At 43.3% G+C, this 26,378-nt stretch carries 24 protein-coding genes; 13 read left to right on the forward strand and 11 right to left on the reverse strand.

The genetic code is table 11. From position 1 onward, the window contains the following. Positions 1–125: 125 nt before the first annotated feature. The 8 genes from putP (at position 126) to ACVBIO_RS17245 (ending at position 9,733) form a co-directional block, all read left to right on the forward strand. Positions 126–1,586, forward strand: coding sequence for a sodium/proline symporter PutP (gene putP, locus ACVBIO_RS17210; RefSeq protein ID WP_447173093.1), 1,461 nt, complete (start codon positions 126–128; stop codon positions 1,584–1,586). Positions 1,587–1,932: 346 nt separating this feature from the next. Next, entirely contained in the window at positions 1,933–3,225 is a 1,293-nt protein-coding gene (locus ACVBIO_RS17215) for an OmpP1/FadL family transporter (protein ID WP_447161286.1), read from the forward strand. A 184-nt stretch (positions 3,226–3,409) separates the two neighbouring features. Then, positions 3,410–4,126, forward strand: a complete 717-nt coding sequence (locus ACVBIO_RS17220; RefSeq protein WP_447173094.1) for an SIMPL domain-containing protein — start codon at positions 3,410–3,412, stop codon at positions 4,124–4,126. 109 nt (positions 4,127–4,235) lie between these two features. Continuing rightward, a complete protein-coding gene (locus tag ACVBIO_RS17225) occupies positions 4,236–5,273 on the forward strand; it encodes an efflux RND transporter periplasmic adaptor subunit (protein ID WP_447173095.1) in 1,038 nt (345 codons plus the stop codon). 43 nt (positions 5,274–5,316) lie between these two features. Next, a complete protein-coding gene (locus ACVBIO_RS17230; RefSeq protein WP_447173096.1) occupies positions 5,317–8,520 on the forward strand; it encodes an efflux RND transporter permease subunit in 3,204 nt (1,067 codons plus the stop codon). Between the two features lie 99 nt (positions 8,521–8,619). After that, positions 8,620–8,838, forward strand: a complete 219-nt coding sequence (locus tag ACVBIO_RS17235) for a YgaP family membrane protein (RefSeq protein ID WP_447161282.1) — start codon at positions 8,620–8,622, stop codon at positions 8,836–8,838. 24 nt (positions 8,839–8,862) lie between these two features. Next, positions 8,863–9,258 carry a rhodanese-like domain-containing protein gene (locus ACVBIO_RS17240; protein WP_447173097.1) on the forward strand — a complete coding sequence of 132 codons (396 nt, stop codon included), beginning with the start codon at positions 8,863–8,865 and terminating at the stop codon, positions 9,256–9,258. Positions 9,259–9,415: 157 nt separating this feature from the next. Then, positions 9,416–9,733, forward strand: a complete 318-nt coding sequence (locus tag ACVBIO_RS17245) for a VF530 family protein (RefSeq protein WP_447161280.1) — start codon at positions 9,416–9,418, stop codon at positions 9,731–9,733. A gap of 167 nt (positions 9,734–9,900) precedes the next feature. On the opposite strand, the gene ACVBIO_RS17250 is transcribed toward ACVBIO_RS17245, so the two are convergent. From ACVBIO_RS17250 to ACVBIO_RS17285, 8 genes are all read right to left on the reverse strand, one after another. Next, positions 9,901–10,707 (reverse strand): hypothetical protein, encoded by an 807-nt coding sequence (locus ACVBIO_RS17250; RefSeq protein ID WP_447173098.1) that lies wholly within the window; start codon positions 10,705–10,707, stop codon positions 9,901–9,903. Positions 10,708–10,803: 96 nt separating this feature from the next. Beyond that, positions 10,804–11,433 carry a GTP cyclohydrolase II gene (gene ribA, locus ACVBIO_RS17255; protein ID WP_447161278.1) on the reverse strand — a complete coding sequence of 210 codons (630 nt, stop codon included), beginning with the start codon at positions 11,431–11,433 and terminating at the stop codon, positions 10,804–10,806. Between the two features lie 215 nt (positions 11,434–11,648). Then, positions 11,649–12,005 (reverse strand): YibL family ribosome-associated protein, encoded by a 357-nt coding sequence (locus tag ACVBIO_RS17260; RefSeq protein ID WP_447161277.1) that lies wholly within the window; start codon positions 12,003–12,005, stop codon positions 11,649–11,651. Positions 12,006–12,170: 165 nt separating this feature from the next. Next, positions 12,171–12,635, reverse strand: a complete 465-nt coding sequence (nrdG, locus tag ACVBIO_RS17265; protein WP_447161276.1) for an anaerobic ribonucleoside-triphosphate reductase-activating protein — start codon at positions 12,633–12,635, stop codon at positions 12,171–12,173. Positions 12,636–12,757: 122 nt separating this feature from the next. Next, positions 12,758–12,982, reverse strand: a complete 225-nt coding sequence (locus ACVBIO_RS17270; RefSeq protein WP_447173099.1) for a CD1375 family protein — start codon at positions 12,980–12,982, stop codon at positions 12,758–12,760. A gap of 15 nt (positions 12,983–12,997) precedes the next feature. Continuing rightward, positions 12,998–15,115, reverse strand: a complete 2,118-nt coding sequence (nrdD, locus tag ACVBIO_RS17275; RefSeq protein ID WP_447161275.1) for an anaerobic ribonucleoside-triphosphate reductase — start codon at positions 15,113–15,115, stop codon at positions 12,998–13,000. Between the two features lie 411 nt (positions 15,116–15,526). Continuing rightward, complete coding sequence (locus tag ACVBIO_RS17280) at positions 15,527–16,213, reverse strand: hypothetical protein (RefSeq protein WP_447173100.1); 687 nt, start codon at positions 16,211–16,213, stop codon at positions 15,527–15,529. Positions 16,214–16,294: 81 nt separating this feature from the next. Further along, positions 16,295–16,747, reverse strand: coding sequence for a MarR family winged helix-turn-helix transcriptional regulator (locus tag ACVBIO_RS17285; RefSeq protein WP_447164090.1), 453 nt, complete (start codon positions 16,745–16,747; stop codon positions 16,295–16,297). 181 nt (positions 16,748–16,928) lie between these two features. Here ACVBIO_RS17285 and ACVBIO_RS17290 point away from each other — a divergent pair, with 181 nt between their 5' ends. Beyond that, a complete protein-coding gene (locus ACVBIO_RS17290; protein WP_447173101.1) occupies positions 16,929–17,927 on the forward strand; it encodes an NADP-dependent oxidoreductase in 999 nt (332 codons plus the stop codon). Between the two features lie 112 nt (positions 17,928–18,039). Here ACVBIO_RS17290 and rssA read toward each other — a convergent pair whose 3' ends face one another. Further along, positions 18,040–19,017: a patatin-like phospholipase RssA gene (rssA, locus tag ACVBIO_RS17295; RefSeq protein WP_447164091.1), complete on the reverse strand. Its 978-nt coding sequence runs from the start codon at positions 19,015–19,017 to the stop codon at positions 18,040–18,042. 326 nt (positions 19,018–19,343) lie between these two features. Here rssA and ACVBIO_RS17300 point away from each other — a divergent pair, with 326 nt between their 5' ends. From ACVBIO_RS17300 to ACVBIO_RS17315, 4 genes are all read left to right on the forward strand, one after another. Next, on the forward strand, positions 19,344–20,690 hold the full coding sequence (locus tag ACVBIO_RS17300; protein WP_447161270.1) for a DEAD/DEAH box helicase: 1,347 nt from the start codon (positions 19,344–19,346) through the stop codon (positions 20,688–20,690). A 296-nt stretch (positions 20,691–20,986) separates the two neighbouring features. Then, entirely contained in the window at positions 20,987–21,430 is a 444-nt protein-coding gene (locus ACVBIO_RS17305) for a DUF3010 family protein (RefSeq protein ID WP_447161301.1), read from the forward strand. An 85-nt stretch (positions 21,431–21,515) separates the two neighbouring features. After that, positions 21,516–22,022, forward strand: coding sequence for a M48 metallopeptidase family protein (locus ACVBIO_RS17310; protein WP_447161269.1), 507 nt, complete (start codon positions 21,516–21,518; stop codon positions 22,020–22,022). 141 nt (positions 22,023–22,163) lie between these two features. Then, positions 22,164–22,565: a hypothetical protein gene (locus ACVBIO_RS17315; RefSeq protein ID WP_447161268.1), complete on the forward strand. Its 402-nt coding sequence runs from the start codon at positions 22,164–22,166 to the stop codon at positions 22,563–22,565. Between the two features lie 582 nt (positions 22,566–23,147). On the opposite strand, the gene ACVBIO_RS17320 is transcribed toward ACVBIO_RS17315, so the two are convergent. Together ACVBIO_RS17320 and ACVBIO_RS17325 are read right to left on the reverse strand one after the other, a co-directional pair. Then, positions 23,148–23,486 carry a cytosolic protein gene (locus ACVBIO_RS17320; protein WP_447161267.1) on the reverse strand — a complete coding sequence of 113 codons (339 nt, stop codon included), beginning with the start codon at positions 23,484–23,486 and terminating at the stop codon, positions 23,148–23,150. A 301-nt stretch (positions 23,487–23,787) separates the two neighbouring features. Beyond that, positions 23,788–26,133 (reverse strand): AAA family ATPase, encoded by a 2,346-nt coding sequence (locus ACVBIO_RS17325; protein WP_447173102.1) that lies wholly within the window; start codon positions 26,131–26,133, stop codon positions 23,788–23,790. Positions 26,134–26,378 lie beyond the last annotated feature (245 nt).

Below are 26,378 nucleotides of genomic sequence, written 5' to 3' on the forward strand. Positions count from 1 at the left end.
ATGATGCTCAAAGTGCATCATTGGTTAGATCTTCATCACATATCCCTCCTTTATTGAGCCTTAGCTCATAAATCTGCTAGCATAGCGCCCACATAAATAGAAAAGAAAAGAAGCGTGAACCACACATGACAATTGAATTACCCGTTTTAATTACTTTTATCGCCTATCTCGCTTTGATGATGGGCATAGGTTTATGGGCTTATAAAGCAACAGATTCTGTAGACGATTATATTTTAGGTGGCCGCGGTATGGGCCCTGCTGTAACTGCACTCAGTGTGGGGGCATCCGATATGTCTGGCTGGCTACTTCTTGGCTTACCTGGCGCGGTCTATCTAGGCGGATTAGGGGAAGCCTGGATTGGCATCGGTTTAGTTTTTGGTGCTTGGCTCAATTGGCTATTTGTCGCGAGACGTTTGCGTGTTTATACGCAATTTACTGATAACGCCCTCACGCTACCTGACTTTTTTGAAAAACGTTTCGAAGATAAGCAAGGCACATTAAAGCTGGTTTCAGCTATTACTATCTTAGTATTCTTTACCTTCTATGCTTCATCAGGCATGGTTGGCGGCGCCATTTTATTTGAAAAAGTATTTGGGCTCGATTACACCTTAGCGCTGCTGATCGGCTCTACCATTATCGTAAGTTATACCTTCATTGGTGGCTTTTTAGCCGTTAGCTGGACTGACTTTGCCCAGGGCTGCTTAATGCTGGTTGCGCTCCTAATCGTTCCGGTGGCCATTTTTAGCCTTCCTGAAACACAAGTTGGTCTAGAGAACATCGATCCCGCTATGTTGTCTTTGTTTAATGAAAATACCACTTTTATTGGCTTTATATCGCTAATAGCATGGGGACTTGGCTATTTTGGTCAACCACATATTCTTTCGCGCTTTATGGCTATCGCGTCGCCTGATGATATTCCTGTATCACGCCGCATCGCAATGAGCTGGATGCTACTAGCATTATTAGGTGCTTTAGCAACTGGTATTGCAGGTAGTCTTTACTTTGCGGCCGAGCCATTATCAAATCCTGAAACGGTATTCATTCACCTCGCGCACGCCGCCTTTAACCCATGGATTGGTGGTTTACTTATTGCCGCTATCTTGTCGGCGATTATGAGTACTATCGACTCGCAGCTTCTAGTGTGCTCTAGTGTTGTCACTGAAGATTTCTATAAAAAATGGTTACGTCCTCAAGCGCAAAGCAAAGAGCTTATGTTAGTCGGTCGTATTGGCGTATTGGCCATTGCTGTTATTGCAGGTATTGTTGCCCTTAATCCAGATAGTAGCGTGCTTGGTCTTGTGAGCTATGCATGGGCCGGTTTTGGAGCCGCATTTGGTCCTGTTGTATTACTTTCACTATTTTGGCGTAACTATAGCCGCAATGGCGCTATCGCTACCATCATTGTTGGCGCGCTTACCGTTGTGATTTGGAAGCAACTCACTGGCAGCATTTTCGACATCTATGAAATTCTACCTGGATTTATTTTAGCCACACTTGCAGGTGTACTCGTCAGTAAAATGCAAAGCCCTTCAGAGGCTATTAAACAGCAGTTCGATAGCTTCGAAGCTAAGCTATCGCAGCAATAGCGAACTAAAGCAGATAAAAAGCGTACACTTGTACGCTTTTTTTATTTTTATCAACAACCTCCTAAACACCCCACCCGTTACATTCCATTAACGCACAATCAAACCAACTCATATGCCCAAGCCTATGCTAGCTATACTTTCTATAGCCAGTTTCAATTGCGCTGTTAATTTAACCGCCATAAAAACGCGCAACAATTAACTAATAATCAACAATAAAACGATTCTGGTCGGAGTTGTTAGCTTGCTCACATCTCCCTACTATGCACTGGTCTAATAAGTGGATCTTGCCGCTAATCATGAATTAGCCCCCAATAAGCAAGACCAAAATATAATAGAGATGATAATAATGAAGAATTTCAACAAGACTCTTATTGCTGTATCAGTAGCTCTAGTAAGCACTCAAACAATGGCTGCGGGCTTCCAAATTAACGCCCAATCGGCAACAGGTGTTGGCCGTGCATTCGCCGGTGACGCAGTGATAGCCGATAACGCATCAGTACTTTCACGTAACCCAGCAGCTATGGCATTGTTTGATGAGAAACAACTTTCAATGGGCTTAACTTATGCTGACGTACAAGTTGAAGTTCAAGATGTATTTGTTAACTCAAACCTAGGTGAACTCCATTACGGCAGCATAGATGATGGTGCCGAAGCGAAAATAATTCCGAACTTTTACTATGTTAGCCCAGTAAACGATAAATTCGCTTACGGTGTTGCTATGTTCAGTAACTTCGGTACAGGTACCGATACTACCGATTTGTCAAACAACATCGTTGCAGGTGCAATACCCGCTCCTATTGATCTGCTTGGTAAGACTGAAGTGACAACTATCAACTTCAATCTAAGCGCATCATACCGCATCAACGATAACTTGAGTGTGGGTGCAGGTCTTGATGTGATCTATGGCTCTGGCACGTTAACGCGTGGTGGTGCAATGCCAACACCTGAAGGACCACAACATTTAGAGCTCGTTGATGTAGATGCAGAAGGTATCGCTTTTGGTGGTATTGTCGGCGCTGTATATGAAATCAATGCAGACAACCGTTTTGGTATGAGCTACCGCTTCAGCCCAGAGTTCAGCGCCGACGGTACTGTGATATTCGCTGGCACGCACTACGAAGAGATCAACATTCCGCTTCCAGATATTTTCCAAGTTGCAGGTTTCCATCAGCTAACAGAAAAGTTTGCATTGCATTACACAGCGCAGATGACCACTTGGGGAGATTTCCACGAAATCACTGTTACCGATCCTTCTGAAGCTCAACTAAAAAAATATGCTTGGGATGACTCTTGGTTATTCAGTGTTGGTGGTACATATACTCTAACTGACACATGGACACTGCGTGCTGGTTACATGTTTGACCAAGGCGTAGTCGGTGAAGTCAGCTCAATCTCTATTCCAGATTCAGACCGTCAGTGGTACACAATGGGCGCGACTTACAACCTCTCTAAAAACACCAGTTTAGACTTTGGTATTGCATTTGTTCGCGGTGAAGAAACCAACCTTACAGAACAAAGCTCTGTATTAGGCTTAGTAGGTAACCTAAACCCAGCTCTAGGCGATGATTTAAGTACTGTACATGCGACAACTACATCAAACGCAACGTACTACTCTATCCAGTACAACTACAAGTTCTAAGCTAAACACTTAACAGTAAAACTGCTTGTGTTTTAAAAGCCGCATATTAATGCGGCTTTTTTATTGCCTTTAGTCTATCGCCCTGAGTTCTGATGAATCCCATATACTGATGAAAACTTATTCATTGTCTTAACCAGCTATTCCCTGCTAACTTAACAGTACTGGCAATCACTCTGAGTACTTTATGTCTAAGCACAACGCCCTACCCGCCCTTATTCTTGGTGGTTTACTCTGCTTTGGCCTGATAATGTCAGCGAGTACCGTTGGCGATAAACTGATTAAGATGAAAGCGATGGATCGAACGGTCACCGTAAAAGGCTTAGCCGAAAAAGAGGTGCGAGCAAACATTGCTATTTGGCCAATTCGATTCAGTGAGGTCGATAACAATCTCAATGACCTTTACCAGACAGTGCAGAGCAAAACGAACAAGGTCGTCGAATTCTTACAGCAGCAAGGCTTTAGTGACAGTGAAATAACCGTTGCGCTACCTGCAATTGAAGACAGACAAGCCCAAGGTTATGTCGATCCAAATGTTAAATACCGTTACGCCGCTAAAATCTCTATTTCTTTATATACTGACAAAGTCGATTTACTGCTTAAAACCCGCACTAATATGTTGAGCCTAGTTAAAGACGGCATTGCCATTTCCGATCAAGACTACAATAGTAAAGCGCAGTTTTTGTTTACAGAGCTAAACAGAGTCAAACCAGAAATGATTCAATCTGCCACTCAAAATGCACGCCAAGTCGCAGAAAAATTTGTCAAGGACTCTAATTCCAAGCTAGGTAAAATTAAAAAAGCGACGCAAGGACAATTTAGTATTAACGACAGAGACAGCAATACTCCCTACATCAAAAAAATCCGTATCGTGTCAACATTGACCTACTACCTTAACGATTAAGTTAGCAAGCTGAAAAACATCCATCGCATTTTTCTAATGAATAGTTATTGCAGTTAGCCACCTCTTCCATTAGAATTATTGCATGGATTGATTTTGACGTATAATAATTATGAAAAAAACACTAGTGGGTTATCTCTTATTAGGCTCTATCCCCTTCATCAGCATCCCTGCAGCAGCTGAAAGTAAGCAGCTCGAGTCTATAACGGTGGCTGCAAAGAGCTATGCTAATTGGGTATCTCTTGACGCAATTGTGGAGCCAACTCAATCCGCGACCGTCTCAGCCCAAACTTCTGGTCGAATTATCAATCTTAACTATGATATTAATGATTTCGTACCTGAAGGCGCGGCTTTACTCGAGATCACCAATAAAGAGCAAGGTGCACAACTTGCTGCTGCCGAAGCTGATTACGCCAAAGCCAATGCACTTAACACAGAAGCTCAACTGCAGCTTGAACGCTATCAACAGCTATTCCCCAAAGGCGCCATTTCAAAAGGGGAAATGGATGAAGCAGAGGCCAATGCCAAATCAACCAAACAGGCGGTTAGCGCGGCTAAAGCACAAATAACTCAAGCAACAGAGTCGTTAAAATACACGATTGTTAGCGCACCTTTTTCAGGCGTTGTAACCCAAAGACATGTAGAGCAAGGTGAAACCGTCAGTCCTGGACAGCCACTCTACTCTGGCTACTCAGTCAACCAAATGCGCGCCGTCACCCAAGTTCCTCAACGTTATATCGAAGCACTAAAACAGCAGCCCGTGTTCAAGTTAACCTTAGATAACGGCCAACAGTTCGACGTAGATACCCCGACTCTGTTCAGTTTTGTTGACCCTCAAAGTCGCAGCTACAAAGTGCGTATACCACTGCCTCAAAACACTCAGGGCGCATTCCCAGGAAGCCTTATCAAAGCGCAGTTTATCAGTGGCAGTCGACAGGCTATTTTTATTCCTCAATCGGCATTACTGACTATGAATGAGCTCAGTGCCGTTTATATTCAGCAAAATGACACCTGGGTACTCAATCAAGTGAGGTTGGGCCAGACCGATAACGCAATGGTTGAGATCCTTGCGGGCTTATCCGATGGCGATATTGTCGCAAAAGATGCCTATCAGGCACTACTAATGCTTAAGCAAAGTCATAAACCATAAAACCTAATCGAATCTAGCCGAAGAGCTTTAAGGAAGACCTGTCATGCAAACTCAAACTAAATTAGGTATTTCTGGACGCATTGCTAGCGCTTTTCAATCCAGTGCTATCACGCCATTATTAGCGCTGCTGGGCTTATTGTTTGGACTTTTTGCAGTCTTAGTCACGCCCAAAGAGGAAGAACCCCAAATCGATGTGACCTTTGCCGATGTGTTTGTGCCTTTCCCCGGCGCAACACCACGCGAAGTCGAGAGCCTGATTACTTTGCCAATCGAACAGGTGATCTCAGAAATTAAAGGTATCGATACCCTCTATTCGTTTTCACAGCCCGACGGCGCACTGTTTATTGTGGTATTTGAAGTCGGAATTGAGCGTAATGACGCCATTGTGAAATTGTACAATCAACTCCACTCTAACCTCGACAAATTCCCCCTAAAGGCGGGTGTCGGCGAGCCACAAATTAAGCCTCGTGGAATTGATGATGTGCCCATTGTCAGCCTCACCCTATGGTCCAAACAGCCTCAAGTCTCTGCTGAGCAACTCACTCATATTGCCAACGGCTTAGAAACTGAAATTAAACGTATTGCAGGCACCAGAGAGATTAACTCGGTAGGCGAGCATCAGCTGACACTAAACGTCAGAATTGACCCGCTGAAGATGAACTATTACGGTGTCTCTTTTAATGAAATAAACCAAAGTCTCAGTAGCAACAACCACATTTCGATGCCAGCCTCTCTCGTACAAGGGAACCAAGAAATTAAGGTACAGGCAGGCCAATTCCTACAAAATATTGAAGATGTAAAACAGCTAGTCGTTGCGGTTAAACAAGATAGCGGCGGTCAAGCGGCTCCTGTTTATCTTGCCGATCTGGCGGATATCACCCTTAAATCAAACATTCCGCTAAAAAGTGCCTGGCATGGCGATAAGCAAGATATTTACCCCGCGGTGACCATCGCCATCGGTAAACAGCCAGGCAAAAATGCGGTCGATGTTGCCAACGCAATTTTAGATCGCGTCAATCAAGTTGAAAATGTCCTGCTCCCTGATGGCGTAGAGATCAGCGTATCGCGCAATTATGGAGAAACCGCAGGCGACAAAGCCAATACCCTCATTTTAAAGCTACTTTTTGCTACAGCGGCTGTCGTCATCCTAGTGTTGATAACCATGGGCGTCAGAGAAGCGATGGTCGTCGGCATTGCCATTATCATCACACTAGCACTGACCTTGTTTGCTTCTTGGGCCTGGGGGTTTACCCTCAATCGCATATCGCTATTCGCGTTGATTTTCTCTATCGGGATTTTAGTCGATGACGCTATCGTGGTGGTTGAAAATATTCATCGGCATATGGCAATGGGTAAGCGTTCTTTTGCAGAGCTTATCCCTGTTGCCGTTGATGAGGTCGGAGGCCCCACCATCTTGGCCACATTTACCGTTATTGCAGCGCTACTGCCAATGGCCTTTGTATCTGGATTAATGGGGCCCTATATGAGCCCTATTCCCATCAATGCCAGTATGGGCATGCTGATCTCTCTTGCCGTCGCATTTATGATCACTCCTTGGCTCAGTAAAAAACTGCTTAAACACAAGCATACCGACCCAAATATGCCACAGCCAAGTGAAAACAGCGGTGCGATGTTTACCCTGTTTAACCGCCTTATTGGCCCATTTGTGCTAGGTAACAATGCCCGCAAAGCTCGTTTCGGCTTAGCCGCGGCCATATTTGTGCTTATCGGGGCGGCTATTGCGCTCCCCATTGGCAAACTCGTGGTGTTAAAAATGCTACCGTTTGACAATAAGTCAGAGTTTCAAGTCATGGTCGACCTGCCAGAAGGCACGCCCGTTGAACAAACCCAAAAAGCCTTGAAGGAACTCGGCCGCTACCTCAATCAAGTTGAAGAGGTGGCAAGCTATCAGCTCTATGCAGGTACAAGTGCCCCCATGAACTTTAACGGACTTGTGCGTCACTACTTCCTACGTCAAACCCAAGAGCTAGGTGATATCCAAGTGAATTTGGTCGATAAGAAACACCGCGACCGCGATAGCCACAGTATTGCCTTATCAGTGCGAGAGCCACTGCAAGCCATTGGCGCTAAATATAACGCCAATATTAAAGTGGTTGAAGTGCCACCAGGCCCACCGGTATGGTCGCCTATTCTTGCAGAAGTTTATGGTCCTAGTGAAGCGATACGTGAGCAAGCTGCAAACGAGCTGCTCGGCGTATTTAAACAGACCAAAGATGTGGTCGATATCGATATTTATCTGCCTGAATCCGCCGCTAAATGGCAAGTCATCATCGACAGAACAAAAGCGAGTTTACTCGGCGTACCTTATAGCCACATTGTTGATTTAGTTGCTACGGCTGTTGGTGGTAAAGATATCAGCTATTTACATAAAGCGGATCAAAAGCGTCCCGTCCCAATCAACATCCAGCTACAAGAAGCTACCAAAGTTGATTTGGATCAAGTGCTTAATTTAACGTTGCGCGGCCATAACAATCAAGCTATCGCGTTATCAGAACTGGTCCGCATCGACAAAGGTAATATTGATAGTCCTATTATCCATAAAAATATGATCCCAATGATCATGGTCGTCGCTGATATGGCGGGGCCACTCGACAGCCCTTTGTACGGTATGTTTGATATGGTGGGCCAAATCAACGATGAGCAAGGCTTAGGCTTTGAGCAGCACTATGTAACCCAGCCAAATGGACTCGATAGCGTCGCGATTCTTTGGGATGGTGAGTGGAAGATCACCTACGAAACGTTCAGAGATATGGGGATTGCCTATGCCGTTGGAATGATCGCCATCTATTTCTTGGTGGTCGCCCAATTTAAATCATACATTGTACCGTTAATTATTATGGCGCCTATTCCATTGACCATTATAGGTGTCATGCCTGGTCATGCATTACTTGGTGCACAATTTACTGCAACATCAATGATAGGCATGATTGCGCTGGCAGGAATTATTGTACGTAACTCGATATTACTGGTTGATTTCATTCACCAAGAAACCGCCGCTGGCGTGCCATTTCAGCAAGCCGTTATCCACTCTGGCGCGGTAAGAGCAAAACCTATCATGCTAACCGCATTAGCAGCCATGATAGGTGCACTGTTTATTATCGATGACCCCATATTCAATGGTCTTGCGATAAGCCTTATCTTTGGAATTTTAATCTCAACCTTATTAACACTGGTTGTGATCCCCGTGCTGTATTACGCGGTGATGAAAAAGCGATACTTAAAATAGTACTAAGATGTCATTCAACGTTAGATATTGGCGCTAACAATGCGCCAATATCCTTATCAAAATCGATAACCGCTTAGCTGGTTCTAAAAAGGAGTTTCTATGTCTATTGAACGCGCCATTATGGCATTTGCAGGGTTTATGGTTTTAGTATCTTTAGCCTTAACTGTTTGGATTAACAATAATTTTATCTGGCTCACGGTTTTTGTAGGAGCTAATTTATTTCAAAGCGCCTATACTGGATTTTGTCCGGCAGCGATGATATTGCGTAAGTTTGGCTTCAAATCAGAAGCAGAGTTAGCGACTGCCAATCAAGATTAAATAATGATAAATAAAGGTATATTGATGAGTAACGCTTTTAATTTGCAGCAAAAACAACCAAAAACAATGACATGGTTGCTAGGCCTAAGCTTACTGCTAATCATGTTTAGCACGTTGACCATGGCCGCAGACCAAGACCCTAAGGTCACTTGGCAAAAAATTGAAGCCGGCGCCTTAGTGGTGGACGTTCGTACCCCTGAAGAGTTTGCTCAAGGCCACCTACCAAACGCCATCAATATTCCTTATCAGCAAATCGATAGCGCATTTGCAAAACAACAGATCGCCAAAGATCGCTCAGTGGTTGTCTATTGCCGTAGCGGTAACCGCAGTGGCATCGCTAATAAAATGTTAGTGGGCGAAGGTTATACCAATGTCTATAATGGCGGCGGTTATCAAATGCTGATGAGTAAACAGCATTAGTTTCTAATAAATCGAAAATAACCGTTAAAGAGAGCCTTATGGCTCTCTTTTTATTGCTTAAGGATATTGTGAATTTAATCCCTAAAGATCTACCACAAATAAACTGATATAATTAGTTCATTCTAGTAAGTACGAACAAGACGGCTCCAACAAGACTATGACCCAAGCAAACAACCCACTTCACGGCATAAAGCTCGAAGATTTATTAACAGATCTTGTCGACCATTATGGTTGGGAAGAGTTAGGCAGCCGTATTGATATCCGCTGCTTTAATCATGATCCAAGCATTAAATCGAGTTTAAAATTTTTGCGTAAAACGCAATGGGCAAGAGATAAAGTAGAATATCTTTATCTAAAAATGAATAACTTACCTTTGCCTCCACCTAGGGACTATGACGCTGTGATCTCTGTTACTAAACCAAAGAAGTCGCAAGAGCCACTACCTGAAGCGAATGCCAAGATTTGGGGCAAGTAACCTGTGTAACATGCAGTACAATATATCGGTTTAGTGATTAAACCGATATATTTCAATTCATAGGCCAAGCTAAGCCAAAGTCATTTGAATTTATAGCCTTAAGCCTCTATCTCTTAAATACTCTAGCCATTCCATTCGAGTGCGCTGTGCTTATCATAAGCCGCTATCTAAATGGGGAACTCAAAGATTAAGCGCCAAACCTCTATCCCATCGCCCTTACGATAACTCAAGCCAAAGCGTTTAATATTAATCAGATCCCAACCTACCGGTTTAGAAAAAGCCAGAGTGGCTCCAACTTCAAAACTATTCGCCACCAGCACGTCTTCTTCAAACGGGGTGGTAAACTTCAATTTATCAAAGTACCAATAGCCAGCAACAAAGAACCGCGGTTCAACCTCAACACCTTTGACTTGAAAGTAGTAGTTAGTGCCAATATCAATGCCTGACTGCACCGCAGAATATGACTCACTCGCGCCATCATGCAAGGTGTTATAACCCGCAAAGAATACCCGATTAACCCATTGTGGATGGGTATTGCCCAGCTCAAAATCAAGCAGACTCGACATCCCAGCCGAATAGATGACCACATCATTACTATTGGTAAAGTTAGTACCAAAACCGAGATCGGCATAGGTCTGGAATTCATGAGTTTCAGACGTTTTAATCCGATACTCCAGCCCAGGGGTTACGGTCAAGGTTCCCACGCTTGATGGCAACTCGCCATCAGGCAAATCACTCCAGGTAAAGTTAAAAAAACCCATGGAAACCGGCGTTCTGAGCACTAAGGACTCAGTCTCTGAGCGCTGTAGATCAAAACTAATAGGAATGTTAGCCACAGTAGCATTTTGCCCGGACGTTCGATAAAGACCGCTGCCTAGATAATTAGCGAATGCGTAATGACTGTAATCAGTCTCTGCCTGAGCAGGCACTATAATCAAAAGAGGTAGACTTGAAAGGTAACGCAAACGGGCCATAAATTGATTTTAAACTTAATTAAACTCTAATCGATAGCCCGAATATAGCGGTATAGCAGAGTAAAGCCAAGAAAATAAAGACTTTACTAAAAGGTATTAATCTTGTTTTGCTTCAGGATCCACTTCAGTAAAGTGGTACTCAGACATCATGTGACCCAACTCGGTCGACTTTGTCTTGAGGTAACCTTCGTTATAGCGGTTTTTACCCACTTGCAGTGGCACTCGCTCAACGACCTCTAAGCCAAAACTTTGCATCGCTTTCACTTTTCGAGGGTTATTGGTCATTAGACGTACTTTTGCGACACCAATTTTTTCCATCATAGGAATGATCATGTCGTATTTACGCATATCGGCTTCAAAACCTAAGCGTTCGTTCGCTTCAACCGTATTAGCACCTTGATCTTGCAGCTCATAGGCACGGATTTTATTCAGTAAACCAATACCACGCCCTTCTTGGCGTAGATAAAGAATAAAACCTTGGCCTTCTTCAGCCACGTTTTGCATCGCCGTTTGTAGCTGAAAACCACAATCGCAACGCAAACTAAATAGCGCATCACCGGTTAGACATTCTGAATGAATACGCCCGAGGATTGGCGCGTCTGGAGAAAATGTACCAAAGGTAAGCGCGACGTGCTCTTTACCTGTCTCACTATCTTCAAAACCATGCATTTCGAAAACACCCCAAGGGGTGGGTAATTTTGAAGACGCGATGTATTTAATCGACATGAAAAAACCTTAACGACAACTCTCATTCCATGAGACTGCAAACGTCCTGATAAAGAAAATAAATGCTTGAGACGATACTCTTGCTAGCTCAAATATTCAATCAGTCTATGGCTTAAAGCATTCTCTAATCGGCCATAGACTTAACTTGAGCAAGCATAAGCCCAGTGCTTAAAGATAACCTTGAAGCGGCTCACTAAATCAATAACTAAACGCGCTTAAAACTCTTTTGGCGCAAAGCCTGTGACTTGCTTAATACCCATTTCACGACCTAAAGCCGTCATTGGATGAACCACAACCAAACCTTTAACAGACTTTTTCAACTTACCCATGTCTGCCTGCTCGGCTTTAGTTAATACACGGCTAAACTGAAGACCCGTAACCGTGCCGCCTTGCTTGCTTAACTCGCGTGTTTGCTGAGCTTTAACAGCGCTGATCCGTTTAGTCATAGCTGCAATTTCTTGCTTAAACTGTATGATAACAGTCGGATCGGTACGCTTTTCAGCTGCTGCTAGCTTACGACGAAATTTGTCTAACTTATCGTTGAGCGTTTGCAGCTCCTGCTTTAAATTCATTTACAGACCTTAAATTCAAATCTAATTTACACGTTTAGAAACAAAAACAGCCTCAGTTAACTGACGCTGTTTTGTCATTATTGCCACATTATAACAGTATATAAGCCAATTTAACCTAGGTTTATAGCTAAACAACTGACAAGTTACGTCAGTAATATGCTCAATCTACCTGAGATAATGGATCTCTTGGTTACTACTGCCCTTAAAAACTAAGCTGGGGTCGGCAAGTGACTGCTCAAACTTACCATCAATCACGACATTGACTAAGTCGACAATTTCCTGCTGCTGAGCCGTTAAACTGCCTAAAGTGTAGCCAGTCCATAGCCAAATATCTTTACCAGGGCATTGCTCCCTCACCTGCTTAACTAGCGACAAAATTGCTGTCAGGTTTGCAGGAAACAGAGGGTCGCCACCGGATAACGATAATCCACGGCGTTTAATACGTTCATCATTTAAGTCATCAATAATACGCTGTTGCATCTGTTCATCAAAAAGGTGACCAGAACAAGGGTTCCAGGTGGATTGGTTATAACAACCACGACATTGGTGCTCGCACCCCGACACGAAAAGGGTCGCACGAGTACCGGGGCCATTAATTACATCTGTCTGATAGTATTGATGATAATTCATATTAAACTCGTTTCAGCTTGGGAGATAAAAAAAGGTGCTGAACAGAGCACCTTTAGTTTAGCTAACACCTTTAGAAGTATCAGCCACTCTATTTACTTTAAATACAATATCTTGCCAAATAATCAACTGTTTTGTAATTGTATTAAAAGTTCATCAAGCTTCCCTTTAATACTGTGATCAACAGAGTTTATATTTAATGCAGGTATCAAGTAATCCTTAACCAATTCTCTATAGTCCTCAGGAATGTCCTCAATTGTTTTTGATGACAAAGCAAGATTTAATTGCTGACATTCATCAGCATCAAGACTGCAAGCATTTTTCAGAGAGAATAACTTAAACAACATCATATTTATCACCCTTTATTATAAATGCTTAACGCGGCGCTTAACTTCTTCTTGCTTACCATAGTTAAACGGTCTTGCATCTGGGCTACCTAAGTAACCACATACACGACGCGTCACAGACACACGGCTTGGTTCATGGTTGCCACACTTAGGGCACGTAAAACCTTTACTGGTACAGCTAAACTCACCGGTATAGCCACAGTCGTAACACTCATCGATTGGGGTGTTAGTGCCGTAATATGGCACTCTGCTAAAACTGTAATCCCATACGTTCTCTAACGCTTCTACGTTATTTTGCATGTTAGGGAATTCGCCATAACAGATGAAACCACCGTTCGCTATCTCTGGGTATGGCTGTTCAAAATCAATCTTATCGTAAGGGTTCACTTGTTTTTCAACGTCCAAATGGAAGCTGTTTGTGTAGTAACCCTTTGCGGTAACGCCATCAACCACACCAAATATCTTGGTATCAAGTGCACAGAAGCGGCTACACAAGTTCTCACTTGGCGTGCTGTACAGGCTGAATGCGTAACCAGACTCTGCTTTCCAGCTGTCGGTGGCTTGTTTCATGTACTTAATAACCGCAATGGCTTTTTCACGTAGCAGTTCGCTGTCGTAAACATGCTCGTCTGTGCCATAAAGCGCATTAATAGTTTCATGCAGACCAATATAGCCTAATGAAATTGATGCACGACCATTTTTGAAGATCTCAGAAACATCATCATCAGCTTTTAGACGCACACCACACGCACCTTCCATATATAGGATAGGGGCAACGCGCGCTTTAACACCTTCAAGGCGAGAGATACGAGTGTCCAAGGCCTTACGAGACATGGCTAAACGCGCATCTAAAATACGGTAGAACTCTGCTTCATCACCTTTTGCTTCAAGCGCAATACGTGGCAAATTCAAACTCACAACACCTAAATTGTTGCGGCCTTCATGCACAAGCTCACCATCTTGCTCAAAGGTTCCTAAGAAACTACGGCAACCCATCGGCGTCTTAAATGACCCTGTCACCTTCTCAACTTGTTCATAGTTAAGAATATCTGGGTACATACGCGTGGTAGCGCACTTAAGTGCCAACTGCTTAATGTCGTAGTTACAATCGCCTGTTTTATGGTTAATGCCATCGCGAATAGCAAAAACAAGTTTTGGGAATACCGCTGTTTTACGATTTTTACCTAAACCTGCAATACGCACTGTCATCATAGACTGCTGAATTAAGCGTGATTCCCAAGAGGTACCTAAACCGAAACCAAAAGTCACAAATGGGGTTTGACCATTTGCAGTATGTAGCGTGTTAACTTCATACTCTAATGACTGAAATGCATCGTGACACTCTTTTTCAGTTTGCGCAGTGGCAAACGCTTTTGCGTCGGTAATGCCCCAATTAAGCGCTACCTGGTAGTGCTTGTCGTAACTCTTCGCCACAAAGGGTGCCAATACTTCATCGATACGGTTAATCGTTGTACCGCCATAGATGTGGCTTGCCACTTGCGCAATAATTTGTGCGGTCACTGCAGTCGCGGTAGAAATTGACTTCGGGGTTTCAATTTCAGCATTACCCATCTTAAAGCCCTGAGTTAACATGCCGCTAAGATCAATAAGCATACAGTTAAACATCGGGAAGAATGGCGCGTAATCTAAATCGTGGTAGTGGATCTCACCAGACTCATGTGCGGCAACGACATCTTTAGGCAAAATGTGGCATTTTGCATAGTGCTTAGCCACGATACCCGCAAGCAGATCGCGCTGAGTTGGGATCACTTTAGAGTCTTTATTAGCGTTCTCATTCAACAAAGCCGCATTGCTTTGCTCAACTAAACCACGGATCTCTTTATTCAAGCGGCTGCTAACTTCACGATTGATATCTCTATCGTGACGGTATTCGATGTAAACGCGCGCCAAAGATTTATACGGCCCTTCCATGAGCAAGTTTTCAACGGTGTCTTGCAGATCATGGATATTAACTTCTGCTAACTGCGAAACACTTTCTCTCACATTTTCCGCAATCTGTTGTGCATATTCAGCGCACTCAATACCTGCCGAGTTAGCAGCTGCTATCACGGCGTCTTTAATCCTTGTTTCGTCAAAAGGCGTACGGTAACCATCCCGTTTAATAACCACTGGCATTGTATAAATCCTCTTCAGCTCGCTCATCAAAGCAACACTATATATAGTGCTACTTTTTCAATAAATCACAATATGTGGCGCATTAAGCTATAAAATAACGATAAGTACTTTGATCCAGATCATCATTTTAAAAGAGGAAGACAATAAGAAAACAGTTCTGTCTACAAAGCCACTGATCTCAAATTATGGCCTTGACGAACTCATGGAAGCGGGCTAGTGACAGTATAATTTAGGTATAAATTGTGGATAAAAATAGGCAGGTAAAATTCTTTATTCATTACGTGTGCCGCAACTTATTGGAAGCTTTAAAAAAGGGCGAGCGACAAGTAGCAATTGATCCTTCTCTTGCAGAAAGAATCCAGCTCAAAATGTATTCTCAACTACAAAAGTAAAATCACACATAGACAAATACTAATGCCTTTTGGCTAATGCAAGGTAGCTATTGAGCTGACCATTTTCTTGCTGATGTTCGCCAGTCATTGCAGCGAGCTGCATCAACGATTTCAACCCTTGATACTGGTTCTGTTGCACTTCCGTCAATGGCCTTTCAGATTGTAACAAGTCAGTAATTTGGCTCGAAACCCGGTTAGCCTTTTGTGCAACTAAAGGAGATTGCGATACATCCATTGCCCCCATGACCCACTTCGCGTTGTCTAGCAGCTCGGCAAGCTCTCGGTCTTGTTCGCTATTGGTTAACGTACTGCGCTGTTCATCAATAAAGTCAGATAAAGGCTGCACTTCTGCTGGCGGGATGTCGAAACCGCTATTAGATAATCGGTTGAGCTGGCCTTCGCTGAGAATGCCATCTTGATAAAGACGTTGAATAAGGGACGGTAATTGTGCCGAAGTAAATTGGCCTCCTTTGAAGAAATCGTTAGCCATCGCCTCGATTTTCTGTGCTCTTTCTGCACGGCCAGATAATACCAGCGTATTATCATTTTTTGTCAGCTCCGTCGTTTCAGCTTGAGGCGCTGTCGCTCCTAGTGCAGCGACAGCCCCAGCACCGCCAACATTTGACTGGCCACTATTAACGCCATAAGTGTCTGATACCTGAGCATTACTATTAACTGCATTGCTGATACTGCTGAGTGGATTCATCGTCAAAAAGCCGGCGTAAAGAGAGTATAGGGATCTCTAAAGCATTTAACGTGCCGACTTGTTAACTAGAAAATCAACTGGTCATTTTTGCGTCAACGCTTGGGTTAAGGACAAACATAACGTTCTAAGTTGTTCAACTTGCTCCGGATTCATATCAACCTTTGCTAACAAGGTTTGTTTGAGCGCCAAGGCTTCAAGCTTAAGGCTATGACCGGCATCGGTTAACGCTATCACCTTTTTACGCTCATCGGTTTCATCGGCCAGTCGCTTTAGAAAACCTTTAGTCTCAAGTCGCTTAACGATAGGGGTCAACGTCCCCATATCGAGCCGGGTCGATTGTGATACCAGCGTCAAGCTTACTCTGTCTTGTAGCCATAATGACTGCATGACTAAATATTGTGGGTATGTCAGCTCATATTGCTCCAATAACGGACGGTAAGCTCTCATTAAGGCGTTGTTAGCCGTATAGAGCGCAAAGCAGACGTTATCAGAAAGACAATTGTTAGACGTGTCGTTTGAGTCGTTGTTGGTCACTGCTACTACACTTAGGCAAGTCAAAATTTTACTAATTTTAACTCACATCAGGTGTCAAAACTAGCTTACACCACTTTTATTTGCGAGCAATTATTTTGCGCGCAAAGCATTTGCAAAATGTATAAAGCTTTACTATGATGCATTCAATTACTTTGCGCGCAAATAAAAATAAAGGAAAGATATGAAATCTCAAATCATTCAACTTAAGTCTCGCCCTGAAGGCATGCCAACAACTGACAACTTTAACCAAGCAGAACTCACTCTAGCTGCTATTAAGCCTGGTGAATTTCTGGTGAAAAATCTTTGGATGTCTGTCGACCCCTATATGCGTGGACGCATGATTGACAGAAAGAGCTATATTGCACCTTTTGAGCTGGGTAAAGCATTAGAAGGGGGAGCGATTGGTGAGGTCATTGAATCACAACACCCTGACTTTCCTGTTGGCAGCAAAGTTAACAGCATGTTTGGCTGGCGCAGCCATTTTATCACCGACGGCACAGAGATAACTCGCCTGCCTGATACACCTATTTGTGAGTCGCATTTTCTTGGTGTCTTAGGCATGCCTGGTATGACAGCTTGGACGGGCCTTAATCGTATTGCAGCGCTAAAACAGGGTGAAACACTCTTTGTATCAGCTGCATCTGGCGCGGTAGGCAGCGTAGCGGTGCAAATAGGTAAACTGATGGGCGCACGTGTTGTTGCCTCTGTCGGTTCAGATGAAAAAGCCGAGTACCTTAAAAGCTTAGGTGTTGACGCTGTCATTAACTATAAAACCTGTGGTGATTTAGATGCCGCTCTTGGTCTGGCTGCACCTGAAGGAATTGACGTCTATTTTGAAAATGTGGGCGGTGAGCACCTCTTTGCAGCACTTAACCATATGAAAGATCATGGCCGAATTGCGGTATGCGGTATGATTGCCCAATACAATGATACAGTGCCGACACCAGGACCTAGTAACCTAGCGCAAATCATCATAAAGAAGCTAAAGATTGAAGGTTTTATCGTATTTGAGCACTGGGAGCACTACGGCGACTTCGCTGCGCAAATGGGTAAATGGCTAGCAGAAGGTAAGGTGCAAGCTGAGCAAACGATATATGAAGGTTTAGACAATGCGCCAGATGCCTTTATTGGCTTGTTTGAAGGCAAAAATCGCGGGAAAATGGTTGTTAAACTCGCTTAACGCTTTTGGTCAATAAAGCGAAATGAAACTGAGAACAAATACTGATGAAAATGTCACAAAAAAGGCGCTAACAGCGCCTTTTTTATTTCTTTTACTTTAGCACCAAAGGCTATTAGCCCCCGTGCTGTACCAAAGCAGCTTCAATCAAATGGGCCACCTTTTCGACAGCAGCTTCACCAGCAGCAATCGCTTCTTCCGCTCGATGGAACTCCATGGTGCCTATGTTGCCCATATCTGGCACGATACAGATATCCGGTGGATCGCCCATCAAACGCGCTCGCTTATGACGCCCTTCTAAAATTTCCATCGATTGCTGCATGACTGCTAGCATACCAGGGTTAGGATTATGCGCTGCACCGCCCTTACTCCCTAATGAAAACTTATCGGTTAAGCCGGAGATATAACCACGCCCACGAGCTAACAGATCGGTAAAGCCTTTATCTTGATGCTGCTCCGCCTCTTGCTCTTCTTCCACTGTCGGCTTATTGCTTTTCATATTAATGGGTAAAACTTGCATACGACCACGGCGAAGCCCATGCAGATCGACTGCAATAACGAGATCTACGCCCATCGCGCGGCTCACCGAAACGGGCACGGGGTTAACAACAGCACCATCGACTAACCAACGTTCGCCAACTTTAACAGGAGGCAAAATACCCGGCATAGAACAAGATGCTCGAACGGCATGCCTTAAGTCCCCTTCTCTAAACCAAATTTCTTGACCAGAATAAAGGTCAGTTGCAACGGCAGCAAACGGCTTTTTTAAGTCTTCAATTTGCAGGTCGCCAATACGCTGCTGCAACACATCAAACACACGCTCGCCACCAATAAGACCACCACGGCCCCAACTGATATCCATCAGCCCAAGTACATCCCAGCTGCTAAAACTGCGCACCCAGCTCTCAAGCTCTTCTAAATGGTCATTGGCGTAAGCTGCGCCAACTAAGGCTCCAATTGAGCAGCCTGCAATTTTATCGGGATAGATCCCCATTTTGGCTAGACCGTTAAGTACACCAATATGCGCCCAACCTTTTGCAGCTCCGCTACCTAACGCTAAACCTATTCGTACTGATTGTTTGTTTGTAGACACGTTAAAATAACTCCATAGGTCAGCTTGAAACTAGACGCTTCAACTCAATGCCAAAGCGCCTGCTATCAACTTGTAAACATCACTCGACGTCACTAAAATTTACGTCAAGCTAGATAAGTACTTAATCAATTTGTACTAGATAACACCCATCGTATAGTCAACTGAGAAAATGGTTAATCGGCGACACTAGACGAAGGTTATTCCTAGAAGGCTAAGCATTTTAGCAGAAATCTCTCCACTTGAAGAACAAAGTTGACGGGTATTCGTAGCGCATTGGTAAATCTGTAGGTTATAATGTGCGGTCGTATCATTTAAGGAGTACACCTTTGCAATTTACCGATTTCGCACTGGATCAACGTCTGTTACAAAGTCTTAAGCACATGGGCATTGACACCCCAACAGAGATCCAGGAGCAAGCCATTCCTGTCGCCCTTGCAGGCAAAGATTTAATGGCGTCGTCTAAAACAGGCTCAGGTAAAACATTAGCCTTTTTGTTGCCAGCGATGCAAAGACTGATTTCGTGTAAAGCATTGAGTAAACGTGATCCTCGCGTGGTCATTCTATTACCGACCCGAGAGCTTGCCACTCAAGTGTACAGCCAGCTGCGATTATTAGTTGCCAATACCCAGTTCAAGGCAACCAAAATCTTAGGTGGTGAGAACTTTAATGACCAAGCTAAAGCCTTAGCCCGTGATCCACATTTTGTTGTGGCAACACCAGGCCGTTTAGCTGACCACCTAAAACAACATCATCTTCACCTTAACGGCCTTGAACTGCTGATTTTAGATGAAGCTGACCGCATGCTAGATCTGGGCTTTGCTGAGCAGTTGAAGCAAATTAACAACGCGGCAGACCATAAGCGCCGTCAAACCTTAATGTTTTCTGCCACCTTAGATCACGGCGATGTAAACGACATTGCCAACGAGCTATTGAAGTTCCCAGAGCATGTCGCAATTGGTGCCAGTAACTTAGAACACAAAGATATTACTCAACGTATCTTCTTATGTGATCACTTAGATCATAAAGAAGCTATTTTGACTCGTATTCTAAAAGAAGAGCAGCAAAAGCAGATCATCATCTTTACTGCCACAAGACAAGATACTGACCGTTTAGCGACAAAGTTAGCGGCTGAAGGTTTTAAAACCGCATCGTTAAGCGGCGAACTAAAACAAAACGCGCGTAACCAAATCATGGATGAGTTTAGCCGTGGCTTGCAGCAAATTTTGGTGACGACAGATGTAGCATCTCGTGGACTGGATCTATTAAACGTATCATTAGTGATTAACTTTGATATGCCTAAGTTTGCTGAAGAATATGTTCACCGTATTGGCCGTACTGGCCGTGCTGGCGCTAAAGGCGATGCTATTTCGCTTGTTGGACCTAAAGACTGGGTTAACTTTACTCAAGTACAAACCTTCCTAAATAAGACCTTTAGCTTCAGCGAGCTTGACGGCCTTAAAGCTAAGTTCAGTGGCTTAAAGGCTAAGGCAGTAAAAACGTCTAAAGCAAAGCCTGCTGCAACAGCGAAAAAGAAAGCCGCCACAGCTAAGAGAAAGTCGACAGCCAAAGCTGCAGCTAATCGCGATAGACGTTTTGCCACTGGCGTAGACATAGGCGATGCACCAATGCTTAGAAAACCAAAATCTAAGCTACAAGATACGCCTGAAGACTAAATTTGCTTATCTTGATGTTTAGCACTCTGATGGTGCTAAACCGTTCGCAATTCATTTAAGCTAAAAAAGCCGCATTGATGATTATCACTGCGGCTTTTTTGATCCAACATAGTCAATCCCGCCCTTCAACATCACGTTTAAAATAGCTGTTTTCAGCAAAGCACATTCTGTTCGCAATTCTGAGACTACTAGAGTGACTAAAAGTCATTTAATCGCAGCATAAACCTCATTAAAACGCTGACCGTTTCGATAAATAGCGCTACAATATGCCCAATATTGTTTTTTTAAGGTTTATCATGAGAGTTTGTGGCGTAGAGTTAAAAGGTGGCGAAGCCATCATCAGTTTATTAAGTTATGAAGGCGAAACGTATAACGTGCCGGATTGCCGTCAAAAGTCGTTCGCGATTTCAAACTCAGAAAATGCTGAAACCATGCGTGATTTTCACTTTGCTTTTGGTAAGTTGATTGAAGACTACAAAGTCGATGAAATCGTCATTATCGAACGTGAGCAAAAAGGCAAAGGCGCTGGCAGCGTAACTAGCTTTAAATTAGAAGCCCTTATTCAAATACTGCCAGTCAACGTGACATTAGTGTCACCTGTTGCTATCAAAGAGCAGTTAAAACGCAATCCACCTCAGGTAGATTTCGAAGGCCTTGAGCTTAAGCGTTTCCAAAAGAGTGCATTTGAAGCAGCTTATGCATTCCATAATATGACGATTTACAAGACTGACGAAGAATAAGCACTATCGAAGTCAATCCTAATGGGCGCACTCAGAGCGCCCTTTTTTTTATCTCCACAGTCTCGTCCTCGAATATAAGTAAAGCATGCAAAAACTAACTTACCTCGCAGGTTACTCAAGCGAAATCCAAGCTCAAGTAGGCCAATTACTCGCTCAAGATAAACTCGGTGAGTTCCTCCTTAAACGTCATCCAGCGATCCACTCGGTACGCACTGACAAAGCCCTGTATGACTATACTATTGCGATTAAGAACCAATATCTGCGTAAATCTCAGCCCTTATCGAAAGTTATCTTCGATGATAAAATCTCCCTAAGTCATCAAGCCCTAGGATTACATTCTTACGTCGCTCGTAAACAAGGGGCAAAAATAAAAGCTAAGAATGAAATTCGCATCTCTTCTCGGCTTAAAAAAGTACCAGAAGGCTTACTGCGAATGGTTGTTGTACATGAGCTTGCCCATTTAAAAGAGAAAGATCATAACAAAGCCTTTTATCAGCTTTGCTGCCATATGGACGGCGACTATCACCAACTTGAGTTTGAACTAAGATTGCTACTCACCTTAATCGACGCGAAGCAAAACCCCTACACTTAATGGCACACATCCACATAGCGTGAAACTAAATGAAAATCGTTAACGATAATGATTTTCATTTAATCAAAATTCAATTACACTCTAGTTAATCAAGTGCTTAAACATTTCGAATAGTTTGGCGAACCGTGATGAGAGACGAGAATGAGTGATGATTTAATCAACAAACAGCAGAAATGTCGCCGAAAACTGGCTAAATATCAGCTAAAGCTCAGCCATTACTCAAAGCTTAAAGACAGCGAGATCTCGCTAAAAAAACGTGCCGCAAAGCTTTGTAAAGCACGCTTAAAAATCATCAAGTACCAGCTAAAACTTAAGCGCATTGAAACAAGTATTAGCAAATTCGCCGTTTACACTAAGCTCACGCCAGCCAATGATGAATTGCTTATTGCGTCCATGCTGCCCAAGCTAAATACCCACCAGCAAGCTGTTACTCAAGCACACTTGTATCGCCCCCATAAGAGCCAGCCCTGTAAAAGTTGTCCTGCACTTCGCGGCAAAGCCTGCTTATGTGCGATTAAAGTCCAGCAACGTAAGCAAGCCTAGATATGCCCTTCGAATGAAGGCTGATTACATTTTTGTGTTGGCGTTACTAAGTAGCTCCTTTGAACAGGTAATTTAGCGGTTATCAATCGCCTGCAGCGGGCGCTGGACAGGACGTCCGAATGTCGTGATCACATGGTCAATGATGTTCCCTACATCATAATGACATTTCCCATATCCCTATGGGTCAGATGTGAAGGAACGACCTTATGTGCAGATACTGCTGAGGCTCGCTACAAGTACAATCCCTGTACGCTCTGCGATGACAAACAACATCCATGTTTAAAGGCCAGTTCAGCATCCAGCCTCTCGTTCGAAAGCTTGATAACTTCGTTATCTCTCACCCTGTCATCGAAGCCCGCAGCTGTATCTACACGGATAATTGGTGCCTTCATTTGGGCCGTATAGCGGTTTGTTGTCTAACACGGAAATGCCACTTTGCTTGCTAGGGATACAGCTCACCAGTTAACCGCAACATTGCTTTTCTTATTGAAGCTAGGATCCTGCCCCCTGTTAAAAGGCGAAACGCTTGCGGATGACCAGCTAGGGATGCCAATTCGCCGATTTCAACTTACTGAATCATTTTCAGTCCATTTGGGTAATAAAGGTTTGCTCGTCATCCACAAAAGCCACAACGCCGCCGTGATAGATAAATACCCGACCACGCCCCTCAACTAGGCAGGCAAGCTGTGGGTTCAAATCTTCTTCGTTATCCTGGCTTTGAAAGGTGCCGGTATCGGTGATTACGCCGCTGAGTGTAGGCAAATATCCATAAGTGCGCTTGGCTTGATCAATCAGGTTCAATTCGCTGGCGGTAGAGAAGCAAAAGGGGAGCGTACCGGCTTCTTCGATAAATAAAGTTTTCAGTTCTTCAAAAGCTGTAATCACTAGCCAGTCGATGCCGTTAACATGATGGATATACATAGAGTTTCTCGGTAATTCTGATGCGGAGATTCTATCACTATCAGGGGTAGAACGTAGTAGAGATTTAGTTGCTAAAGGCGGGGATTCTGTGCCATTTCCGGACATTGACTAGGCCAACTTGAAACACGCTTTTGCCCCATTGTGAGTTTCAAGTTGATTTAGCCATGCTCTATTAGTTTGGCATTTAACTTACCATTCCTAATCCGAATGCCGCTTCGTGAAGTCGGGGTTAACCAGTATGTAGAGAACTGTTTCGCCCTAAAACGAATATCGCTATAGGGCGTCAATTGTCTGAAATTGATTATAATCTTTGGTAAATGAACTCCATCATGCCTTCTGCGTACCCTCTTGAGTCCTCAAGTGACCATTCTTCTAGTTCGTGAGCAGTTCCGTTGAGTGTTGTTCGGTAGTCATCCAATGAATGGGCTATAGCAGCATCAATGTAATTTCCATCCCTAAGAGCGTTGATACAGTCACTAAATGTATCTCTCGCAGTAAGGTTGAGGTTAGATAGTGGTAGTTTATATCTCTGTCTCATTTCATCTTCAATAAATAGGCGAAGCTTTCCTATTTGGTTCTCTTGAGTTCTGCGCTCTACGAAAGCCATGATTTCAGAATAACGTTCATCGTGAGGTGTCGCCGTCATCTCTGCCTTTGTTGTTGCACCAAATTTTGAGCCTGTTTCGTCTTGATAGATTTTAAGGGCATTTACATCTACGAATTTTTTCATAACCGCAGATGCCATGCCCTTATAATGAGTCGTTATAACCATCTGTTTAATACTAGGCTCTAAAGCATGCAGTATTCGCAAAATGCTAGAAATACGCTCACTATCAAAGCTTGTAACAGGATCATCCATAACCAAGATAGCCTTGGCTTTATCTTCATCTGAAAGTTGTTGTATTTTGGCTAAGAATATACAAAGAGCCAAAGCTCGACGGTCTGACTCACTGAACAAAGAATGAAGCTTAGAGTTGTTTATCAGTTGGCCTTTAAACTTAACTTCAAGGTCATAGACGGTTCTAGTCCCACCACGGTTAACCTTACGAGATATAGCGAAGTCAGTTGATCCAATACGTCTGAATAGGTCGTTGATAGTTGCAAAATACATATTCAAAAACGCCTCTTGAGCCAGTTCAAGGGCTTCTTTGTCAGCATCGTAACTTGCTTTATCTACGTCAATCTGTGCTTTTAAATTATTATACTGAACACAAAGACCATCTAAATTTAATCGTTTACGGCTAAGAGTAATGCTAGCTTCATTTGCTGCTTCTAACTGTTTCTTTTCCCTTAAATCAGCTACATCTTGACCGTCTTTAAACTCGGTTAACATTGCATTCAAAGGTTCAATAGCGTCAGCGTAACTTTGAATAGCACCATTAAAAGCATCTATATTTGATTGCAACTCATCGAAATCAATTGAGTTAATAGCATTGTAAGGTGCATCATATTTGTCTTCTAATGCAGTATCAATCGCATTGTTAGTTGTAACTGATTCCTCAATTAGAGATTGAAGTGCTTCAGTAACTGATTCGAAACTCTGAGCTAACGTTGCTTCGTGGTCGAGATTACTTAACTTGTCTTTGATAGAATCCTCGGAGTAAGTTTCTAAAGTAGCGACGTTCTGATCATGCTTATCTGTTAACTTTTCAAGGCTAACATCTATAAGCGTTTTAGCTCTTAGTCGGGTTACTTCTGTTTTGGTGTCTCTTACAAAGTTTTGGAAAGCGTCATCAAAAGCCGTTCTGTAGCTCTCGATTAGTTCTTGAGCGTCAGCACCTAATTCTTGTCCACAGAAAGGGCAATCTTCATCTAGGTGTTCGACACCACTAGCAGCCCATCCATCAAATGATTCTTTGTTGTTAACCTTATTCTTATGCTCAGTAACTATAGTCTTAGATGCGTCATGTACGTTGACCATAGACAGAGCTAAACAATTATTGATTTCTTCTGATGTGGCGATAATAGAAACATCATTAGATAAGCCATTCAGATTGGAGCGTTGAGTGATTTGCGTTGTATTCGTGATTTGAGTTGCGAGCTGCTCTTGAGCCTGCTTTGATGCTTGAATCTCAGCATCTAACTCAGCAAGCGTTTTGGTCGGTACTGGTAACGCAACAAACTCTGTAAAGTCACCAATTTCATGACCCTCCAATTCTGTTTTATATCTGTTTAACGTTTGTCTATCAGTTCTTAGTTGTTGATTGCGAACTTCGAGGGCATCAAAAGTCGCTACGTTCTCACCTAAGATAAACCCTGAAACATTAGTTGAATTCTCACGACTATACTTTGTTCCAGCCATTACATTTCGATGAATGAATCCGTGGTCGAAGATGTATAGATTTGAATCTTCAGGTGGTTGAGAGTCCCATTCTGAATTCCTGAACTTAACGGCTTGCTGCCTATCGGAAAACTTTAGTTCAATTTGTTGGTTGATAACGTCTGGCTCTTGACCTTGAACTACTGATTTTCTATCAAGGACTAGCTGAGGGTCATTGAGTGATAGTGAGTAAAGAATGTCGCAAAGAGTGCTCTTACCATTTCTATTTTCACCATAGATTACACTCACGCGACCAAGGGGGAAACCACCAGCAAGGGCTCGACTGTAGTTACCGACGTTTTCTATTTTTTGTATTCTTTCTAGCACTGTAACTTCCTTTTACTGAAATATTTGCGAATTGTAGCATGGCTGCTTCCTGAGAATGTGAGCGTGAATGCCCATTACATAACCTGTCCCTTAATGCGGGTAATGCGTTTTTATTACTTAGCCATACTAGATGATAATATGATGACTGCACGATTAGGGGGACAGTCTCTGAGGGATCCCCAGGAATTTAATAGCATGCTTGTGGATCCCGAACTAAGCCTTGCAGTGTCTTAATGGCCGTTCGC

The sequence above is a fragment of the Shewanella sp. 0m-8 genome (assembly GCF_052977265.1).

Excerpts from the sequence above, each read along its gene's own strand:
- ACVBIO_RS17235 (WP_447161282.1), top strand. The coding sequence starts at position 8,620 with ATGTCTATTGAACGCGCCATTATGGCATTTGCAGGGTTTATGGTTTTA.
- ACVBIO_RS17230 (WP_447173096.1), top strand. The coding sequence starts at position 5,317 with ATGCAAACTCAAACTAAATTAGGTATTTCTGGACGCATTGCTAGCGCT.
- ACVBIO_RS17290 (WP_447173101.1), top strand. The coding sequence starts at position 16,929 with ATGAAATCTCAAATCATTCAACTTAAGTCTCGCCCTGAAGGCATGCCA.
- ACVBIO_RS17245 (WP_447161280.1), top strand. The coding sequence starts at position 9,416 with ATGACCCAAGCAAACAACCCACTTCACGGCATAAAGCTCGAAGATTTA.
- ACVBIO_RS17270 (WP_447173099.1), bottom strand. The coding sequence starts at position 12,982 with ATGATGTTGTTTAAGTTATTCTCTCTGAAAAATGCTTGCAGTCTTGAT.
- ACVBIO_RS17280 (WP_447173100.1), bottom strand. The coding sequence starts at position 16,213 with ATGAATCCACTCAGCAGTATCAGCAATGCAGTTAATAGTAATGCTCAG.
- ACVBIO_RS17215 (WP_447161286.1), top strand. The coding sequence starts at position 1,933 with ATGAAGAATTTCAACAAGACTCTTATTGCTGTATCAGTAGCTCTAGTA.
- ACVBIO_RS17320 (WP_447161267.1), bottom strand. The coding sequence starts at position 23,486 with ATGTATATCCATCATGTTAACGGCATCGACTGGCTAGTGATTACAGCT.
- ACVBIO_RS17315 (WP_447161268.1), top strand. The coding sequence starts at position 22,164 with ATGAGTGATGATTTAATCAACAAACAGCAGAAATGTCGCCGAAAACTG.
- ACVBIO_RS17305 (WP_447161301.1), top strand. The coding sequence starts at position 20,987 with ATGAGAGTTTGTGGCGTAGAGTTAAAAGGTGGCGAAGCCATCATCAGT.
- ACVBIO_RS17225 (WP_447173095.1), top strand. The coding sequence starts at position 4,236 with ATGAAAAAAACACTAGTGGGTTATCTCTTATTAGGCTCTATCCCCTTC.
- ACVBIO_RS17260 (WP_447161277.1), bottom strand. The coding sequence starts at position 12,005 with ATGAATTTAAAGCAGGAGCTGCAAACGCTCAACGATAAGTTAGACAAA.
- nrdD (WP_447161275.1), bottom strand. The coding sequence starts at position 15,115 with ATGCCAGTGGTTATTAAACGGGATGGTTACCGTACGCCTTTTGACGAA.
- ACVBIO_RS17310 (WP_447161269.1), top strand. The coding sequence starts at position 21,516 with ATGCAAAAACTAACTTACCTCGCAGGTTACTCAAGCGAAATCCAAGCT.
- ACVBIO_RS17250 (WP_447173098.1), bottom strand. The coding sequence starts at position 10,707 with ATGGCCCGTTTGCGTTACCTTTCAAGTCTACCTCTTTTGATTATAGTG.
- ribA (WP_447161278.1), bottom strand. The coding sequence starts at position 11,433 with ATGTCGATTAAATACATCGCGTCTTCAAAATTACCCACCCCTTGGGGT.
- putP (WP_447173093.1), top strand. The coding sequence starts at position 126 with ATGACAATTGAATTACCCGTTTTAATTACTTTTATCGCCTATCTCGCT.
- ACVBIO_RS17220 (WP_447173094.1), top strand. The coding sequence starts at position 3,410 with ATGTCTAAGCACAACGCCCTACCCGCCCTTATTCTTGGTGGTTTACTC.
- ACVBIO_RS17240 (WP_447173097.1), top strand. The coding sequence starts at position 8,863 with ATGAGTAACGCTTTTAATTTGCAGCAAAAACAACCAAAAACAATGACA.
- nrdG (WP_447161276.1), bottom strand. The coding sequence starts at position 12,635 with ATGAATTATCATCAATACTATCAGACAGATGTAATTAATGGCCCCGGT.